At 60.6% G+C, this 19,785-nt stretch carries 13 protein-coding genes; 4 read left to right on the top strand and 9 right to left on the bottom strand.

What is annotated here, in order from left to right; translation table 11 throughout:
* Positions 1-35: 35 nt before the first annotated feature.
* The 3 genes from CFBP5499_RS19710 to CFBP5499_RS19720 all read left to right on the top strand — a co-directional run bounded on the left by CFBP5499_RS19710 (position 36) and on the right by CFBP5499_RS19720 (position 3,556).
* The gene (locus tag CFBP5499_RS19710) at positions 36-1,271 is read left to right on the top strand and encodes an SGNH/GDSL hydrolase family protein (RefSeq protein WP_080830181.1); all 1,236 of its coding nucleotides are present in this window, start codon (positions 36-38) and stop codon (positions 1,269-1,271) included.
* A 252-nt stretch (positions 1,272-1,523) separates the two neighbouring features.
* Positions 1,524-2,198: a response regulator transcription factor gene (locus CFBP5499_RS19715; protein WP_080829127.1), complete on the top strand. Its 675-nt coding sequence runs from the start codon at positions 1,524-1,526 to the stop codon at positions 2,196-2,198.
* Positions 2,195-3,556, top strand: coding sequence for a sensor histidine kinase (locus tag CFBP5499_RS19720; protein ID WP_080829125.1), 1,362 nt, complete (start codon positions 2,195-2,197; stop codon positions 3,554-3,556). The genes CFBP5499_RS19715 and CFBP5499_RS19720 overlap by 4 nt, the downstream gene beginning before the upstream one ends.
* Before the next feature lie 73 nt (positions 3,557-3,629).
* Here the strand turns inward: CFBP5499_RS19720 and CFBP5499_RS19725 are convergent, their stop codons facing one another.
* Both CFBP5499_RS19725 and gltB read right to left on the bottom strand, forming a co-directional pair.
* Positions 3,630-5,084 (bottom strand): glutamate synthase subunit beta, encoded by a 1,455-nt coding sequence (locus CFBP5499_RS19725; RefSeq protein WP_080829123.1) that lies wholly within the window; start codon positions 5,082-5,084, stop codon positions 3,630-3,632.
* Positions 5,085-5,264: 180 nt separating this feature from the next.
* A complete protein-coding gene (gltB, locus tag CFBP5499_RS19730) occupies positions 5,265-10,010 on the bottom strand; it encodes a glutamate synthase large subunit (RefSeq protein WP_080829121.1) in 4,746 nt (1,581 codons plus the stop codon).
* Between the two features lie 371 nt (positions 10,011-10,381).
* Here gltB and CFBP5499_RS19735 point away from each other — a divergent pair, with 371 nt between their 5' ends.
* Positions 10,382-11,434, top strand: a complete 1,053-nt coding sequence (locus tag CFBP5499_RS19735) for a low specificity L-threonine aldolase (protein ID WP_080829119.1) — start codon at positions 10,382-10,384, stop codon at positions 11,432-11,434.
* Between the two features lie 32 nt (positions 11,435-11,466).
* Here the strand turns inward: CFBP5499_RS19735 and CFBP5499_RS19740 are convergent, their stop codons facing one another.
* Genes CFBP5499_RS19740 through kdpF form a run of 7 tightly spaced genes read right to left on the bottom strand, consistent with a single transcriptional unit; the run spans position 11,467 to position 19,681 of the window.
* Positions 11,467-12,156 (bottom strand): response regulator transcription factor, encoded by a 690-nt coding sequence (locus CFBP5499_RS19740; protein ID WP_080829117.1) that lies wholly within the window; start codon positions 12,154-12,156, stop codon positions 11,467-11,469.
* 60 nt (positions 12,157-12,216) lie between these two features.
* Complete coding sequence (locus CFBP5499_RS19745; protein ID WP_137066438.1) at positions 12,217-14,919, bottom strand: sensor histidine kinase; 2,703 nt, start codon at positions 14,917-14,919, stop codon at positions 12,217-12,219.
* Between the two features lie 54 nt (positions 14,920-14,973).
* Entirely contained in the window at positions 14,974-15,540 is a 567-nt protein-coding gene (gene kdpC, locus CFBP5499_RS19750) for a potassium-transporting ATPase subunit KdpC (RefSeq protein ID WP_080829115.1), read from the bottom strand.
* A gap of 12 nt (positions 15,541-15,552) precedes the next feature.
* The gene (gene kdpB, locus CFBP5499_RS19755; RefSeq protein ID WP_080829113.1) at positions 15,553-17,637 is read right to left on the bottom strand and encodes a potassium-transporting ATPase subunit KdpB; all 2,085 of its coding nucleotides are present in this window, start codon (positions 17,635-17,637) and stop codon (positions 15,553-15,555) included.
* A 44-nt stretch (positions 17,638-17,681) separates the two neighbouring features.
* Positions 17,682-17,846: a hypothetical protein gene (locus CFBP5499_RS30115; protein ID WP_175416832.1), complete on the bottom strand. Its 165-nt coding sequence runs from the start codon at positions 17,844-17,846 to the stop codon at positions 17,682-17,684.
* A 9-nt stretch (positions 17,847-17,855) separates the two neighbouring features.
* A complete protein-coding gene (kdpA, locus tag CFBP5499_RS19760) occupies positions 17,856-19,559 on the bottom strand; it encodes a potassium-transporting ATPase subunit KdpA (RefSeq protein WP_080829111.1) in 1,704 nt (567 codons plus the stop codon).
* Positions 19,560-19,591: 32 nt separating this feature from the next.
* A complete protein-coding gene (gene kdpF, locus CFBP5499_RS19765; RefSeq protein WP_080829109.1) occupies positions 19,592-19,681 on the bottom strand; it encodes a K(+)-transporting ATPase subunit F in 90 nt (29 codons plus the stop codon).
* Between the last annotated feature and the right edge of the window lie 104 nt (positions 19,682-19,785).

The raw sequence follows: 19,785 nt of genomic DNA on the forward strand, positions 1-19,785 counted from the left end.
TGGACGCCGCCGATGCATCCGGAAAGGTTGATGTCATGAGTAGGAAACCTGCGGCGAGAAACGAAAAGACGGGTTGGCGTTTCTGCGCTATCATTCTTTCCGCTGTCCTCTGCGTGCCGCTCGTTCCTTCCGAGACCTTCGCACAGGAGCAGCGGCGCACCCTATTCGAAATGCTGTTCGGCAAGCCGGTGGGCCGCGATGGTGGCTCCGGACGCGAATATCAGCCCCGCAGCCGCCGGGATTTTCCGGCTGCTCCGCGTGAAAGATCGGTCACCCGCCCACAGCCAGCACGAAAAGCCCCCTCGGTGGTTCAGATGCGAACCGCAAAACCGGAACCTGCCGCCAAGCTTGAAAACGCGAGACGCGTTCTGGTCATCGGCGATTTCCTGGCCGGCGGCATGGGGGAAGAGTTGGTCAATGCCTTTGCCAGCTCGCCGGCAATCGCCGTCGATGTGCGCGCCAACGGCTCTTCCGGCCTCGTCCGCAAGGATTATTACGACTGGTTCGCCAATCTGCCGCAATTCATAAGCGAGACCAATCCGGCTACCATCGTCATCATGATGGGGTCGAACGATCGCCAGCAGATGCAGATCGGTGATGTCAGGGAAAAATTCGGCACGGATGTCTGGTTCAAGGAATATGAACGGCGGATCGACGAGCTTTTGACCCTTGCCGGCCGCCCGAAGGTGCCGGTGCTTTGGGTTGGCGTGCCCGCCTTCCAGTCGCCCTCACTTTCGGCCGATCTCGTCGGCTTCAACCGGCTTTACCGCAACCATGTCGAAAAATATGGCGGTGAATTCGTGGATGTGTGGGACGGCTTCGTCGATGAGGCCGGAAAATTCGTCATCACCGGCTACGACATGAACGGCCAGCAGGCCCGTCTGCGTGAGGCCGATGGCATCGGCATGACGCAGGCCGGCAAACGCAAGCTCGCCTTTTATGTCGAGAAATTCGTGCGCAGACACCTCGATAGTGCGGGGCCGGATCTCGTGAAGCTGGACGGCAGCAATCTTCCGGCGCTCACCTCGCTGCCGGCGCTCGGCATTGATGCGGGTCAGGTTCGTACCCAGCCGATCAGCCTGACCGATCCCAATCTCGATGGCGGCGACAAGCTGCTGGGCGATGCTCCCCTTGCGGCCGGGCCGACACGCGTATCCGTGGTGGAATCGCCCCGCGAGAGGCTGACCAAGCGGGGAGAAATGTCTGACGCGCCAGCAGGGCGTATCGATGACTATCGCCTGGTGCCGGATACCGCGCAGGCAAAACAATAGGCGCTATCGCCGCATCTCAGGCGCCCCGCTGCGGGCGTAATGTTTATGCAATCCCGTCATGACAGGTTGAGGACCGCTTTGCAGGAATGCGAGGATGGCCCCATCAGCCATCTCCGATCCCTCGTCCGCAAGGCGACATTGATTTGACGGCGACGCGTCGCTGGCCTTGAGCGTCAACGGCGCCGTCTTTTTTTGACTTCACGCGTGTCTTCCTCCCCGGGAGACGACGCCGGATTTTGCCGAGACAATTTCATGCGCCTGCTGCTTGTTGAAGACGAACGCGAAATGGCAGCAGCCCTGTCCGCCGCGCTCCACCGGTTCGATATCATCGTGGATGCGGTCGGCACGCTCGATCTTGCCCGTCATGCCATCATGGACAGTGTTCACGACCTTGTTGTGCTTGACCGGCAATTACCCGATGGCGACGGCATCCAGCTTATCGAATATCTGCGTCTCCTGCCCGTCACCCCACCCGTCATCGTGCTGACGGCGCAGGGCGCTCTTGCGGACCGGATCAATGGCCTGAACCTCGGCGCGGATGATTATCTGGCCAAGCCCTTCGCCGTTGAGGAGCTGCTTGCCCGCATCCGCGCCCTGATGCGCCGACCGGCCGGCACCGTGACAATGACGGCGAAACTGGGCGGGCTGGAATTCTGCTTCGAAACCCGCGAAGTACGCATCAAGGGTGAATTTCTTCCGCTGACGAGACGGGAATTGCTGATCCTCGAGGCCCTGTTGCGGCGACAGGGCAGAACGGTGCTTCGTTCAATGCTCGAGGAAGCCGTCTATAATTTCGATGATGAAATCCAGTCCAATGCACTCGATTCCCATATCTCCCGTCTGCGCCGCAAACTGGCGGCCGCGGATGCGGGCGTGGAGGTCCATGGCATTCGCGGTGTTGGTTACCTCATGAGGGCGACCGCATGAAGCCGGCCAAAAGGAAATCGCTCAAGCGCCGCCTGACCATTCAACTGCTGCTATTCCAGATCGGCAGCCTTTTCATATTCAGCGCCGCCTTTGTCGCCTATCTATCGAGCGGCGGCGTAGGCAGCGCGCTCCTCAGCCCGCAGGCGGCCCAAATCACCGCCAATGCGCTGGCGCGGGACAACAATGGCCGGCTGGTCCTGAGGGAAACGAATGAATTCGCGGAGTTGCGCAGAAATATGCCAGATTTCTGGTTCGTCGCCGTCGGCGAAACGGGGGAAATCGTGCAAGGCGGTCAGGTCCCCGAAGCCTTCAGCAACATGGATCAGCAGCTCAGTGACACCAACTTCAAACTCTCCGATATACGTGATGCGGCGTTGTCCTACTCCTATCTCGCCGTCATGCGCATCGCTATTGTTCGCCGCGTTTCGGGGCCGGAGGGTGAATTCGCCATGATCGGCCAAGGCGGGCCGTTCAGCATGACCTTCCCGGTCCTCCTGTTCTCCAACATCCTGATCATGCCGTTCCTTATTCTCATGTCTGCCGTGACGATCGTGACCATCCCATGGATCATCCGCAAAGAGTTTTTCGCTCTGTCCGCCATTGCCCGAACGGCAGAGACCATCGATATCGACAAACGAGGATATCGATTGCCGGATGGCAATATTCCAAGGGAGGTGCAGCCGCTCGTGCATGCGGTCAACGGCGCATTGCAACGGCTGGACGATGGCTATGAGAGGCACAAGCGTTTTATTCTCGATGCCGCCCATGAATTGCGAACCCCTGTTGCCATTCTCCAAACCCGCGTTGAAACCTTACTGGAAGGCCCGGCCCGCAACAGGATATTGGCGGATGCCAGCCGCATTGCCGTACTGGCCGAACAATTGCTCGATCTGCAACGCCTTGACGGGCAGAAAGCACCGCTTGTTCCGCTTGATATCGTCGGCCTGTGCAGGTCCGTCGTCGCGGATATGGCGCCGCTTGCGATCTCACAAGGGTATAATCTGTCGTTCGAGCCGGAAGAAGAGCCGATCCTCGCCCTTGCCGATGACGCCTCGCTGCAGCGCGCGCTGATGAACATCGTGCAAAACGCCATCGAACATGGCGGCAATCGCGGAACCATCACCATAAGGGTGGCCTCAAACCGGGTGATCGAGATAGCCGATGAAGGCAACGGCATTCCCGAGACGGAACGGGAACTCGTCTTCGATGCGTTTCACCGGCTGAGACCAAAGGATCGCGGCACCGGCCTTGGGCTCAATCTCGTGCAGGAGATTGTCCGTTGTCATGGCGGCGAGATCAGCATCAGCGATTCCTCCACCGGCGGTGCCTGCTTCCGCATCGCGCTTCCCTATTGTTGAGGAAACAACAGTCAAACAAAAAGGCCTGTCGCGTCTGCAACAGGCCTTTCCACCTAGTATCGATTCCGCCCGTTTAGCGCGGAAGCACGGTCGTCCCCATCAGCGCCTCATCGATCGCCCGTGCCGCCTGGCGGCCTTCGCGGATCGCCCAGACCACCAGCGACTGACCACGGCGAACGTCGCCCGCCGTCCACAGCTTGTCGACCGAGGTCCTGTAGTCGGTTTCGTTGGCGACAACATTGGTGGAGCCGCGGCGATCGGTGTTGAGCGTCAGCTTGCCTTCCATTTCCTTCAGCACGCTATCGGTGAAGGGACCGGAAAAGCCGATGGCGATGAAGGCGAGATCGGCCTTGATGATGAATTCCGTGCCGGCGATCGGCTTGCGGCGATCATCCACCTGACAGCATTTCACACCCGTCAACACGCCGTCTTCGCCGACGAATTCAAGCGTCGCCACCTGAAACTCGCGAATGGCGCCTTCGGCCTGTGAGGACGAGGTGCGCATCTTGGTTGCCCAGAAGGGCCAGACCGCAAGCTTGTCTTCCTTTTCAGGCGGCATCGGACGGATGTCAAGCTGGGTGACCTTCACCGCACCCTGACGGAACGCCGTGCCGACGCAGTCAGAGGCGGTATCGCCGCCGCCAACAACGACGACATGCTTGCCGCCCGCGAGGATCGGATCGGCCGGCCAGCCGACGCTGTCGATGTTCTCTCGACCGACGCGGCGGTTCTGCTGCACGAGGTAGGGCATGGCATCGTAAACGCCATTAAAATCGGCACCGCCGATACCGGCCGGGCGCGGCGTTTCCGAACCGCCGCAATAAAGAACGGCGTCGTGATCGGCCAGAAGCGCTTCGACCGTCACATCCACACCGACATTGACGCCGCAATGGAAGGTAACGCCTTCGCCCTTGATCTGCTCGACACGGCGATCGATGAAGTTCTTCTCCATCTTGAAGTCGGGGATACCGTAACGCAGCAGCCCGCCGGGCTTCGTTTCGCGCTCATAGACGTGAACCTCGTGGCCGGCGCGGCCAAGCTGCTGCGCCGCCGCCATGCCGGACGGACCGGAACCGATGATCGCAACCTTCTTGCCGGTATGGATCGTCGCCGGCTTCGGCACGATGAAGCCCAGTTCGTATGCCTTGTCGGCTATCGCCTGCTCGACGGTCTTGATGGCGACCGGCGCATCCTCGAGGTTCAGCGTGCACGCCTCCTCACAAGGCGCGGGACAGACGCGGCCGGTAAATTCCGGGAAGTTGTTGGTGGAATGGAGGTTGCGGATCGCCTCTTCCCAGTTGTTGTTATAAACCAGATCGTTCCAGTCGGGGATCTGGTTGTGCACGGGACAGCCCGTGTCCCCATGACAATAGGGAATGCCGCAATCCATGCAGCGCGCCGCCTGCTTCTGCACTTCGGCATCCGACATCGGAATGGTGAATTCGCGGAAATGGCGGATACGATCCGATGCGGGCTGATACTTGCCCACCTGCCGGTCGATCTCCAGAAAACCTGTAACCTTGCCCACGTTTATGTCCTCACATCAAAGCGGAGCGCCTGTCGGGCCCCAGTACCAGTAAGCGAAACCAAAAGCCGCCCCCAGCACGATGAACTCAAATCCGGTCTCGCCGCTTGTCCAATAGACCGCCGTGGGAACGGCGGCCGATCATCAGCGAGACCAGTTGGTGTAGTGTCCTCACGCGGCGGATTACTCCGCCGCCACGCCCATGCGCATGCGCTCCATTTCCTCAAGCGCACGACGGTATTCCACCGGCATGACCTTGCGGAACTTCGGACGGAACTCGCTCCAACGGTCGAGTATATCCTTGGCACGCGACGAATTCGTGTAGTGGAAGTGGTTCGAGATCAGCTGGTAAAGGCGCTCTTCGTCGTGACGCGTCATGTCCTCGGAAACGTCCACACGTCCCTTGTGCATGAGGTCGCCGCCGTGATGGTGGAGCTTTTCCAGCATGTCGTCTTCTTCCGGCACCGGCTCCAGCTCAACCATGGCCATGTTGCAGCGGGTGGCGAAGTCGCCCTTCTCGTCGAGAACATAAGCGACGCCGCCGGACATGCCGGCCGCGAAGTTACGGCCCGTTTCACCGAGAACCACGACGATACCGCCGGTCATATATTCGCAACCGTGGTCACCCACGCCTTCGACAACCGCGACCGCGCCGGAGTTACGCACCGCAAAACGCTCGCCAGCCACACCGCGGAAATAGCACTCGCCGGTGATCGCCCCGTAAAGCACGGTATTGCCGACGATGATGGAGTTTTCCGCAATAATCCGGGTGTTTTCCGGCGGGCGCACGATGATGCGGCCACCCGACAGACCCTTGCCGACATAGTCGTTGCCGTCACCCACCAGATCGAAGGTGATGCCGCGGGCGAGGAACGCGCCGAAGGACTGACCCGCCGTGCCGCGCAGCGTCACATGGATCGTATCGTCCTTCAGGCCCTTGTGGCCCCAGCGCTTGGCAAGCGCGCCTGACAGCATCGCGCCGGCGGAACGGTCGACGTTCTTGATCGGCACTTCGAACACGACAGGCTCGCGGCTTTCCAGCGACGGCAGAGACTTCTCGATCAGCTTGCGGTCGAGAATGTCATCGATCGGATGCTTCTGGCGTTCAGTCCAGAATGTAGCTTCCTTCGGGGCCTCAACCTTGTGGAAGATGCGGCTGAAATCCAGCCCCTTGGCCTTCCAGTGCGCCAGCATCTCATCCTTCTCGAGCAGTTCGGAAGCCCCGATGATCTCGTCCAGCCGGGTAACGCCCAGCGAGGCAAGGATTTCGCGCACTTCTTCGGCAACGAAGAAGAAGTAGTTGATGACGTGTTCCGGCGTACCCTTGAAGCGCTTGCGCAGAACCGGGTCCTGCGTGGCAACGCCCACCGGGCAGGTGTTGAGGTGGCACTTGCGCATCATGATGCAGCCGGCCGCAATCAGCGGCGCGGTGGCAAAGCCGAATTCATCCGCACCCAGAAGCGCGCCGATGATGACATCGCGGCCGGTCTTCAGACCGCCATCCACCTGTAGTGCCACGCGTGAACGAAGACCGTTCAGCACCAGTGTCTGCTGGGTTTCGGCAAGGCCGATTTCCCAAGGAGAACCGGCGTGCTTGAGCGAGGTGAGCGGCGAAGCACCCGTACCGCCATCAAAACCGGAAACGGTGATGTGGTCGGCACGCGCCTTGGCGACACCAGCCGCGACCGTGCCGACGCCGACTTCCGACACCAGCTTCACCGAAACATCGGCTTCCGGGTTGACGTTCTTCAGGTCGTAGATCAGCTGCGCCAGATCTTCGATGGAATAGATATCGTGATGCGGCGGTGGCGAAATGAGGCCGACGCCCGGCGTGGAGTGACGGGTCTTGGCAACCGTCGCATCCACCTTGTGGCCGGGCAGCTGGCCGCCTTCGCCGGGCTTGGCGCCCTGCGCTACCTTGATTTGCAGCATATCAGCATTGACGAGATATTCCGTCGTCACACCGAAGCGGCCGGAGGCAATCTGCTTGATCGCCGAGCGTTCCGGGTTCGGCTTGCCATTGAGCAACGGCAGATAACGGTCGGATTCTTCGCCGCCCTCGCCCGTGTTGGACTTGCCGCCGATCTGGTTCATGGCGATGGCGAGTGTCGTATGCGCCTCGCGGCTGATCGAGCCGAAGGACATGGCGCCCGTCGAGAAGCGCTTGACGATCTCAGCCGCAGGCTCGACTTCGTCGATGGAAACAGGCTTGCGGCCGAGTGCTTCCGCAGACTTGATGTTGAACAGGCCGCGAATGGTGTTCATGCGCAGCGCCGTCTCATTCACCATGCCGGCGAATTCGCGGTAGCGGTCCTGGCTATTGCCGCGCACCGCATGCTGTAGCGAGGCAACAGCATCCGGCGTCCAGGCGTGGCTTTCGCCGCGCATGCGATAGGCATATTCGCCGCCAATATCGAGCGTGTTGGCAAGGATCGGATCCTTGCCAAAAGCCGCGGTATGGCGCGTTACGGTTTCTTCGGCGATCTCGGTCAGGCCCACACCTTCGATGGAGGTGGCGGTGCCGAAGAAATATTGCTCGACGAACTGTGAAGACAGGCCGATAGCGTCGAAAATCTGCGCGCCGCAATAGGACTGGTAGGTGGAAATGCCCATCTTGGACATGACCTTGAGGATGCCCTTACCGACCGCCTTGATATAGCGATAGACGACTTCATCGTCGGAGACTTCCTTCGGGAAGGCGCCGTGCTTGTGCATGTCGAGCAGCGTATCGAAGGCGAGATAGGGGTTGATCGCCTCCGCACCATAACCGGCGAGCAGGCAGAAATGGTGGACTTCGCGCGGCTCACCGGTTTCCACGACGAGACCGACCGAGGTGCGCAGACCTTTGCGGATCAGGTGATGGTGCACGGCGGCCGTCGCCAGAAGCGCCGGGATCGCGATACGATCAGGGCCAAGCTGGCGGTCGGAAAGAACGATAATGTTGTAACCGCCGCGAACGGCCGATTCAGCCCGCTCGCACAGGCGATCGAGCATCTCGGGCATGCCTTCCGCACCGCGCTCAACATCATAGGTGAAGTCGAGCGTCTTGGTGTCGAAACGATCTTCCGTGTGGCCAATGGAGCGGATCTTTTCCAGATCGCCATTGGTCAGGATCGGCTGGCGCACTTCCAGACGCTTGGCGCGGGCTGCACCTTCGTGATCGAGAAGGTTCGGGCGCGGGCCGATGAACGAGACGAGGCTCATGACAAGTTCTTCGCGGATCGGGTCGATCGGCGGGTTGGTGACCTGCGCGAAGTTCTGCTTGAAATAGGTATAAAGCAGCTTCGACTTATCCGACATGGCCGAAATCGGCGTATCGGTGCCCATCGAGCCGATGGCTTCCTGGCCCGTCGTCGCCATCGGCGACATCAGGAGCTTGGTGTCTTCGCTGGTGTAACCGAAGGCCTGCTGACGGTCGAGCAGGGACACGTCGCGGCGCAGCGCGCGGGGCTCCACCGGCTTCAGATCCTCGAGAATGAGCTGGGTGCGGTCGAGCCAGGTGCGGTAAGGGTGCTTGGCGGCAAGCTCGTGCTTCACGTCCTCATCGGAAATGATCGCGCCCTTTTCCATGTCGATCAGCAGCATCTTGCCCGGCTGCAAGCGCCACTTCTTGATGATGCGCTCTTCCGGCACCGGCAACGTGCCGGCTTCGGACGCCATGATGACGCGGTCGTCATCGGTGACGAGATAGCGCGCCGGGCGCAGGCCGTTACGGTCGAGGGTTGCGCCGATCTGCTTGCCATCGGTGAAGGCAACGGCGGCCGGGCCGTCCCACGGCTCCATCAGCGCGGCATGATATTCGTAGAACGCCTTGCGTTCCGCCGACATGGACAGGTTACCCGACCACGCTTCCGGGATCAGCATCATCACGGCATGCGCCATGGAATAACCGCCGCGCACGAGGAATTCGAGCGCGTTGTCGAAGCAGGCGGTATCCGACTGGCCTTCATAGGAAATCGGCCAGAGCTTGGAGATATCGTCGCCGAACAGCGCCGACGAAACCGAAGCCTGACGCGCCGCCATCCAGTTGACGTTGCCGCGCAGCGTGTTGATTTCACCGTTATGGGCAACCATGCGATAGGGATGCGCCAACTTCCAGGACGGGAAGGTGTTGGTCGAGAAACGCTGATGCACGAGGGCAACGGCGCTCTCGAAACGCGGGTCCGCCAGATCCTTGTAATAAGCGCCAACCTGATAGGCGAGGAACATGCCCTTGTAGACGATGGTCGAAGATGACAGCGAAACCGGGTAAAAATCCTGCGTTTCCTTGCCGCCGCCCTCATCATAGATGCGGTTGGAGAGAACCTTGCGGATCAGGAACAGCTTGCGCTCGAAATCATGATTGGTCGCCGCATCGCGGCCGGCGCCGATGAAGACCTGGACATGGTGCGGTTCGGTGGCGGCGATATCCGGTGCCTTCGACAGCGAGGAATTATCGACGGGCACGTCGCGGAAGCCGAGGAACTGCTGCCCCTCTTCGCCGATGACGTCGACGATGACCTTCTTGTAATGCTCGATGCGGGAAGGATCGCGCGGCATGAAGATGTGGCCGACCGCGTATTCACCGGCCTTTGGCAACGTCACGCCCTGCGTCGCCATTTCCTCGCGGAAGAAACGATCGGGAATCTGCACGAGAATGCCCGCGCCATCACCCATCAGCGGATCAGCACCTACAGCACCGCGATGCGTGAGGTTTTCGAGGATGAACAGGCCGTCACTGACGATCTGGTGCGACTTGACGCCCTTCATATGGGCGACGAAGCCAACACCGCAGGCGTCATGTTCATTGGCGGGATCGTAAAGACCCTGCTTTTCCGGCAAGCCGCCCGCGAAACGCGCTTTCGCAGAAACGGGTGCGGCCGCAGCCGCGGTGGGACAGTCTGTGGTCAGGGTTGCGGCGGCGATATCCGCCTGCGGCTTGTTCGTCATTTTTGTCCCTCCTGCAAAACTACTTGCACGGTTTCATGCGAAGATCTGGCTCGATACCGATTTCTGCTTCCCGCAAAATCCGCATTCAGGCCGGCTGGATCAAATTTAGGACAGCAAGACTGTCTCAATTCTTGCCAATTTTGGCAGAAACGGCTGAATTTAGCAAGGGTCCGAATCCAATTAGTGAATACCCCAGTTTGCAGCGAAGTTTCGATACTGACCTATTGTGCGAAACTTTCTTGTCGAAAGAGACGCTGAGCCATTGCTTTCATTGCCCGATTTGCCAATCGCAATCTTAGGTCCTAGAACTTTGTCCATCATAGCTTCATGCAGCCCAACACAGACCCTCAGCTATCGGAAAGCCTTCAGAGATGTTTTTTGCTTCAGACAATTGGGCTGGCGCCCATCCGGCCGTCAATGAACGGCTGTCGCGGGAATCCACGCGCTTTGCCGCCGCCTACGGCACCAGCGAACTCGATCTCTCCATCGAAAAACGCTTCAACGAAATCTTCGAACGCGAGGTCGCGGTATTTTTCGTCGCCACCGGCACGGCGGCCAATTCGCTTTCGCTGGCCAGCATCGCCCGCCCCGGCGGCCTGACCTTCTGTCATTCCGAGGCGCATGTGATTGAAGACGAATGCGGCGCACCGGATTTCTTTTCCGGCATGCGCATGGTCGCCGTCGAGGGGCCTGATGGTAAGATGCTACCGGAAAACCTGATCGAACGCATTGCGCGTTATCCCCAGGATGCCGTGCACCATGGGCGCGCCGCGGCCATCACCATGACGCAGGCGACTGAAGCCGGCACCGTCTACACGCTCGACGAAATCGACGCGATATCGAAGATCGCCAAGGAAAACGGCCTGCCGCTGCATATGGATGGCGCGCGATTTGCCAATGCGCTTGCCGCACTCGGCACCACGCCGGCTGAAATGACATGGAAACGCGGCGTTGACGTTCTGTCTTTCGGCGGCACGAAAAACGGCTGCTGGTGCGCGGAAGCGATCGTGTTTTTCGATCCTTCGCTCGCCCGGGACTTCTCTTTCCTGCGCAAGCGCACCGCCCAGCTTTTTTCGAAATCGCGTTTCATCGCCGCACAATTCGAAGCCTATCTGCAGGACGATCTGTGGCTCGGTCTCGCAGGCCACGCCAATGCCATGGCCAACCGGCTGCGCGCCGGTTTCGGCTCACTGAACAGCGCCCGCCTGGCATGGCCGACACAAGCCAACGAGGTTTTCGCCATTCTGCCGAAGGCGGCCGCCGAAGCGGCGACGGAAAAAGGCGCGAAGTTCTATGACTGGCTGGAACCGCGCGACATGCCGGAAAATGTCGGCAAGGACGAAGTGCTGATCCGCATGGTCACCAGCTTTGCGACGACCGAGGCCGATGTGGACGAATTCCTGTCGATCTGCGCTGCCGTCTGACAATGATCGGAGGGCGTCGCCTTGCGACGCCCTCAAAACTCCTGCAACCGGTAACCGACCCCGGTTTCCGTCAGGATATAACGCGGCTGATCCGGGATTTTTTCGATCTTCTGGCGCAGCTGGCGCACATAGACCCGCAGATATTGCACATCGGTCAGTTCGTCCCAGACATGTTCCAGCAGGAAACGGTGCGTCAGCACCTTGCCGGCATGCTGCACCAGAACCCGCAGAATATCATATTCCTTGGGCGAGAGCTTCACCTCGCGATCCTCTACCCTGACGATGCGCCGGACAAGATCGACCGAGAGGTCACCGGTCTGGAAGACCGGCCTTTCGCCCTGGCTCTGCAGGCGATGGCGGAGCGCCACACGGATGCGGGCGACAAGCTCGTTCATGCCGAAGGGCTTGCTGATGTAATCATCCGCCCCCAGTTCCAGCGCCCTGACAATGCCTGCCTCATCCGTGCGGCTGGAGAGGATGATGACCGGGAGCGCCAGACCTTCGCTGCGCCACCTCTCCAGAAGATCATGGCCCGACAAATCCGGCAGCCCGAGATCGAGGACGACGAGATCCGGCTTGTCTTCCCGAACCAATTCCATCGCCACCTTCGCATTCATCGCCTCGCTCACCGCATATCCCTGGGTCGACAGACCCACACGCAGCAGCTTGCGGATCGGCGGCTCGTCATCGACGATCAGAATACGAACGGCGGAATTGGTCATTCCCGATCTCCCTCAGCGGCATGGCGCGATGCGTAACCCTCTCTCGCTGGCAATAGCGCCTTAATCATGATCCAGCACCGGCGTATCGACCGCGACGGGCAGGCCTATGGTAAATTGCGCTCCGCCGCGATCCGATCTGTTTTCCGCCCGGATCGAGCCGCCCATCGCCTCGATGAACCCCTTGCAGATGGAGAGACCCAGCCCCGTTCCCGCCTGCACATGGTCAACCTTGCGCACCCGGTAAAAACTGTCGAAAACCCGCTCGAGATCATCGGGCGGAATGCCCGGCCCCTCATCGGCGACCGAGAGGAAGATATTTTTTCCCTGCCGCCAGCCGCGTATCGCAATGGTCGTCTGTTCGGGGGCATATTTGGCCGCATTGTCGATGAGGTTGAACAGCACCTGTTCGAAAAGCACGGGATCGACCTTCAGCATCGGCAAGTCGGAGGGGATATCGAGAACGACCTCATGCCGGACGACGATCTTCGCGGCGCGCGACAGCGCGGTTCCGACCATATCGCCGAGGAAATGCAGCCCGTAATTCGGCTCCATCGCACCCGACCCGATCCTCGTCATATCGAGAAGATTGGAGATGAAACGGTTCAGCCGTTCGGATTCCTCCACGATCGTCGATAGCAGTTCGGCGCGCGCATCGGGCGGAATGTCATCGGCAAAATCCTTGAGCGTTCCGGCAGAACCCAGAATGGCGGCAAGTGGAGTTTTGAGATCGTGGGAAATGGAGGTCAGAAGTGCTGTGCGCAGCCGGTCGGTCTCAGCCGCCAGCCTTGCCCGATCGACGTCCGAGGCGAGCTGGATACGTTCGACCGCGAGCGCGGCCTGGTCCGCCAGCGCATCAAAAAGCCGCTGCTGTTCCGGCGTCAGCAGCGGTCCGCTTCGGTCGTCATCCAGGCCCACGACGCCCACGGCACCGCTGCCGGTGCGAAGCGGGAGGTAAAGCCTTTTGGCACCCGGCAAAGTATCCGCTCCACGACCTGCCGCCTTATTGTGTTCCCAGGCCCATTGCGCGGCGGCGATATCGGCATCCACCAACGTATCGTCAGGCGGATACCCCGCCTTGACGGCAATAGCGCCGTTTTCCGGCATGAGCAGCACGACCCTCACCTTCAGCATCGATGCCATCTGGTATGCAGCTGCCCACAACACATCATCGAGCGTTCCCGTGCCGGCCAGCTTTTTCGAAAACAGATAGAGATCTTCGGTCGTGCGTGCTCTTGAGCGTGCGGAGGCCGCCTGCCGCTGCACCGCGACGGTGAGATTGGAAGCGACCAGCGCCACGCCGAAATAAAACAACAGGGCGACGAGGCTGTCCGGGGAACTGACCGTCAGCGTATAACGCGGCTCCAGAAAGAAAAAATTGAACGCGACCGCACCGAGCAGCGAGGCATAAAGCGCCGGCCCCAGGCCACCGCGCACGGCGGCCGCCAGAACGGCCATCAGGAAGACAAGCGCGAGATTTTGAACATCGAGCGTCTGATCGAGCACGATGCCGACGACGATCGCCAACCCGACGAACAGGGTGCTGTTGAGATAGGCCCGGAAGGACTGGCGCGATCGCGCCGGTGCGAGCTTCACGGCCTGGCCTGGCTTTTCCTCGTTCTTGTCGCCGGAAATGACGTGCACGCTGATATCGCCGGCGTGGTCGATCAGATCATGCGTCAGCGAGCGCTGAAAAATCCGCTGCCACCAGGATTTTCGCGGGCGACCGATGATGATGTGGGTGAAATTATTGGCATTGGCGTAGGCGATGATCTCGCGCGTGAGGTCAAGCGCCGGCAGGGTCACCGTTTCGCCGCCAAGCTGCTGCGCAAGGCGCATGGTGCCCGCCAGCCGGTCCTTCTCCGTCTCCGACAATTGCTGCGAACGCGGTGTGTCGAGATGCAGCGCGGTCCAAGGCGCGCGCAGCCGGTCTGCCTGCCTTCGGGCATAACGCACGAGACCCGGACCGTTGCTACCGTGGTCGAGGCAGACCAGAACCCGGTCCCCCGCCGCCCAGGGACCGGAAATAGCATGGGACTGCATGTGGTTGAGCAATTGCTCGTCCACCCGCTGCGCCGTGCGGCGAAGGGCAAGCTCGCGCAACGCCGTCAGGTTACCGCGCGAAAAATAATTCTCGATGGCGCGCCGTGCGGTGCGCGGCAGGTAGACCTTGCCGTCCTGCAACCGCTTGATCAGATCATCGGGGGTAATATCGATGATTTCGACATCGTCAGCCCTGTCAATGATGCTGTCAGGCACCGTTTCGCGCACGCGGATGCGGGTGATCTGCGCCACCACATCATTCAGGCTTTCCACATGCTGGATATTGAGCGTCGTATAGACATCGATGCCCTGCGCGAGGATTTCCTGAACATCCATGTATCGCTTGGGGTGGCGGCTGCCGGCGGCATTGGTGTGGGCAAGTTCATCGACCAGAACCAGACCGGGGCGACGGGCGAGAATGGCGTCGATATCCATCTCCTCCAGCACCTGACCGCGATAATCGATGCGCTTGCGGAGGATCACATCCAGCCCCTCGACCAGCGCCTCGGTTTCCTTGCGGCCATGGGTTTCCACGACACCGATAATGGTATCGACACCATCCGCAAGCTTGGCCCGGCCGGACATCAGCATCTCATAGGTCTTGCCGACGCCGGGTGCGGCCCCCAGAAAAATCTTCAGCCGGCCTCTTGCCTCACGCTGGGCATTTTCCAGCAGCGCATCGGGCGACGGTCGGCTCGGCATATTGCTGATATCGTCAGGCATTTAACCACCAGTGGTCGAGGCTATGGCTTCCGGAGAAGCCATAGCCATTTCAGTTTATGAGCCGGCTGCGTCAAGTGCCATATTGAGTGCCAACACATTTACAACGGGCTCACCCATGAAGCCGAGTTCCGGCGCTTCGACATGACGCTCGACAAGGGCGCGCAGCGCGGCTTCATCCATGCCCCTTGCCTTCGCAACGCGCGGAACCTGGAAATAGGCGGCCTCAGGCGAGACATGCGGATCAAGGCCGCTGCCCGATGCCGTCACCAGATCAGCGGGAACTTCGGCCATGGGGTTTTCGGCCTTTGCGGTTTCATAATCCTTCTTCACCCGGTCGATGAGCTTGGCGCTCGTCGGGCCGAGATTGGAACCGGACGATGAGGCCGCATTATATCCGTCGCCGGCGGCCGAGGGGCGACCGTGAAAATAGGTCTCGCCGGTGAAGGCCTGACCGATCAATTGCGAGCCGACCACCTTGCCATCCTTCTCGATCAGGCTGCCATTGGCCTGAACGGGAAAGAGCGCCTGCGCAAGACCCGTCATGCCCAGCGGATAGGCAAGGCCGGTAATGGCCGTGGTGGCGAGGATCAGCACCAGTGCGGGACGAAGCTGTCTAAACATTGTCTTTACTCCTCAGGCGAGACCGAGCGCGGTAATGGCGAGGTCGATGGCCTTGATGCCGATGAAGGGAACGATGATGCCACCGAGGCCATAGATGACCAGATTGCGCGACAGCAGCGCGCCCGCGCCGATCGGGCGATATTTCACGCCCTTCAGCGACAAGGGGATGAGCGCGATGATGATGAGCGCGTTGAAGATGATGGCCGACAAAATCGCGCTCTGCGGCGTCGAAAGCCCCATCACGTTCAGAACGCCAAGCTGTGGATAGAGCGCCAGGAACATCGCCGGGATGATGGCGAAATATTTGGCGATATCGTTGGCGATGGAGAACGTCGTCAGCGCACCGCGCGTCATCAGCAATTGCTTGCCGATTTCGACGATCTCGATGAGCTTGGTGGGATCGCTGTCGAGATCGACCATGTTGCCGGCCTCGCGCGCCGCCACCGTGCCGGTGTTCATGGCCACGCCGACATCCGCCTGCGCCAGCGCCGGCGCGTCATTGGTGCCATCGCCGCACATGGCGACGAGCTTGCCCTTGGCCTGTTCCTCGCGGATAAGCTCCAGCTTGTTTTCCGGCGTTGCCTGGGCGAGGAAATCATCGACGCCCGCTTCCGCCGCTATTGCCGCGGCCGTCATCGGATTATCGCCGGTGATCATGACGGTGCGGATGCCCATGCGGCGAAGCTCGGCGAAACGTTCGCGAATACCGCCCTTGACGATATCCTTCAGTTGCACGACGCCGAGCAGCTTGCCATCACGCACCACCGCAAGCGGCGTGCCGCCGGCCTTTGCGATGTCTTCCGCTATTGCGCGGATAGCCCGCGTGGCATCCGTTTCGGTTTTGAGGGCAAGCGCCGCATTGCCATGTTGCAGAGCGCCGCCATCGACATAGGCAAGAACCGCATCAACCGCGCCCTTGCGGATGGAGGCACCTTCGAAATCGACGCCGCTCATGCGGGTCTGGGCGGTGAAGGGCACGAAGCTGGCGTGCAGCTTCTGCATGTCGCGGGCACGGATGCCGTATTTTTCCTTGGCCAGCACCACGATCGAGCGGCCTTCCGGCGTTTCGTCGGCAAGCGAGGCGAGCTGCGCGGCATCGGCAAGTTCCTGCTCGGAGACGCCGGGGATGGGGCGGAATTCCGTCGCCTGCCGGTTGCCAAGCGTGATGGTGCCGGTCTTGTCGAGCAGCAGCGTGTCGACATCCCCCGCCGCCTCGACGGCGCGGCCGGACATAGCGAGCACGTTGAAACGCACCAGCCTGTCCATGCCGGCAATGCCGATAGCGGACAGAAGCGCGCCGATGGTGGTGGGGATAAGCGTGACGAACAGCGCCACCAGCACGATGATCGGAATGGAACCGCCCGCATAGGCCGCGAAACTTGGAATGGTCGCGGTGGCGAGAACGAAGATCAACGTCATGCCGGCCAGCAGGATGTTGAGCGCGATCTCGTTCGGCGTCTTCTGGCGCTCGGCACCTTCGACCAGCGAAATCATCCGGTCGAGGAAGGTGGAGCCGGCAGCAGCGGTGATGCGCACCCTTATCCAGTCCGATAGAACCTGCGTGCCGCCGGTAACCGCCGAGCGGTCGCCGCCGGATTCGCGGATGACGGGGGCGGATTCGCCTGTGATCGCCGCCTCGTTGACGGAGGCGACACCTTCGATGACTTCACCGTCGGAAGGGATGATGTCGCCCGCCTCGACGAGAACGACATCGTTCACCTTCAGACTGTCGCCCGCAACCATTTTATACTGGCTGCGATCATCGCCGGTCAGAAGTTTCGCCTGGGTTTCCGTGCGGGTCTTGCGCAGGGAATCCGCCTGCGCCTTGCCGCGCCCTTCGGCGACGGCTTCGGCGAAATTGGCAAACAGCACGGTGAACCAGAGCCAGAGATTGATCTGGAAGGAAAAGGCGAGATTGGCGCCGCCGGTTATGAGGTCGCGGATGAATAGCACCGTTGTCAGCACCGACACCGTCGCCACGACGAACATGACCGGGTTACGCGCAAGTGTGCGTGGGTTGAGCTTTTTGAATGCGTCGGCGATGGCCGGCACGAGAATGCGAGAATCGAGGATGCTCGCTTGTTTGGACTGGCTCATGAAGAGGCTCCAGCGTTTGAAACAGGGCGACCGATGAGGATCGATCAGCCCGTGATAACTTCGAGAGCGACAACGGCGGCGAACAGAGCCGCCATCATCGCAAGAATGAGATTGGAGGCGCACCAGCCGCCGGGCGTGGCGCTCCCTTTGACGGGAGCGCCTTTGCGGACGGGAACAATGCGGTTAGGTCGGGACATGTCGTCATTCATGGCATCACCTCAGAAGAGCTGGCCTGCCGCCATGACAAGATGTTCGGCAACGGGGCCGAGCGCGAGCGCTGGCAGGAAGGTAAGGCCGCCGACAATCAGGATCGTGCCGACAAGCAGGCCGACGAAGAGCGGGCCATCGGTCGGGAAGGTGCCTGCCGATGCTGGAACAGTCTTTTTGGTGACCAGCGAGCCGGCAATGGCGAGTGCCGGAATGATGACCAGAAAACGCCCCATCAGCATGCCGAGACCAAGCGTGATGTTGTACCAGGTGGTATTGCCGGTCAGACCGCCGAAAGCCGAGCCGTTATTGGCGGCTGCCGAGGTATAGGCATAGAGGATTTCGGAGAAGCCATGCGGCCCGGCCGTTCCGATCGACGCCACCGCCGAGGGTAGAACCGTGGCCGTTGCCGTAAACGCCAGCATGGCGAGCGGCAGGCAGAGGATGGCCAGAACCGCCATCTTCATTTCCTTGGCCTCGATCTTCTTTCCGAGATATTCCGGCGTGCGGCCGACCATCAGCCCCGCCACGAAGATGGCGATGACGATGAACAGAAGAATGCCGTAGAAACCCGCGCCGACACCGCCAACGATAACCTCACCCAGCTGCATGTTGATGAGCGGAACGAGACCACCGAGCGCCGTGAAGCTGCCATGCATGGCATTGACCGCGCCGCAGGATGCAGCCGTGGTGATCACCGCAAAGAGCGACGAGAGCACCACGCCGAAGCGGACTTCCTTACCCTCCATGTTACCACCAGCGAGACCAAAGCTGTGCATCAGCGGGTTTCCGGCCGCTTCCGCCCAATAGGTGACGGCGACGCCCGCGATGAACAGCACACCCATGGCGGCGAGGATCGCCCAGCCCTGGCGCTGGTTGCCGACCATGCGGCCGAAGACATTGGTGAAGGCAGCACCGATCGCAAAGATCGACACCATCTGGATCATGTTGGAAAAGGCATCAGGGTTTTCAAACGGATGCGCGGAATTGGCATTGAAGAAACCGCCGCCATTGGTTCCGAGCATCTTGATGGCGAGTTGCGATGCCACCGGGCCGACCGCAATCGTCTGCTGCGCGCCTTCCAGTGTCCGCGCCGTGACATAGGCGCCGAACGTCTGCGGCACGCCGAGCCACACATAAACGAGCGTCAGCACGATGCAGAGCGGCAGGAGCACGTAGAGCGTGGAGCGGACCATATCCACCCAGAAATTACCGATCGCCTTGCCGGAAGCGCGCGAAAAAGCGCGGATGAGGCCGATGGCGATCGCCATGCCCGTGGCGGCCGAAACGAAATTCTGCACGGTGAGACCCGCCATCTGGGTCAGATAGGACAGGGTGCTTTCCCCGCCGTAATTCTGCCAGTTGGTATTGGTGACGAAGCTGACCGCCGTGTTGAAGGACAATTCAGGCCCGACGGCCGGCATCGCCTGCGGATTATAGGGCAGCACGGCCTGAAAGCGCATCAGCGCATAAAGCAGGACGAAACCGAGAAGGTTGAAGAGAAGCATGGAAAACGCATAGGTCGTCCAGTGCTGCTCCTCGCGCTCGCTGGTGCCGGCAAGGGCGTAGAGACCGCGCTCGACGGGTGCTAGAACCGGCGACAGCAGGGTGCGTTCGCCATTGAAGACACGCGCCATGTAAAAGCCAAGCGGCTTCACCAGCGCAAAAACGATCCCGCAGAAAAGCAGGACCTGAAACCATCCATTGAGGGTCATGGTACTTTAACTTTCAATAGCCGTCGCTTCGGTCAAAAGCGTTCGGGGCGAATGAGAGCATAGGTGAGATAGGCGGCGATAAAGATCGTGACGGCACCGCTCAGGATGTAATCGAAGGTCATCGCAGCCTCCGCCTAAAGCCGGTCGCAGGCGCGCGTATAGGCAAAGCAGAGGGCAAAAAACACCGTCGCTGCGCCGATAAGAACAAGATCCATCATTGATGGGA

Source organism: Agrobacterium tumefaciens (assembly GCF_005221325.1).
GTDB lineage: Bacteria > Pseudomonadota > Alphaproteobacteria > Rhizobiales > Rhizobiaceae > Agrobacterium.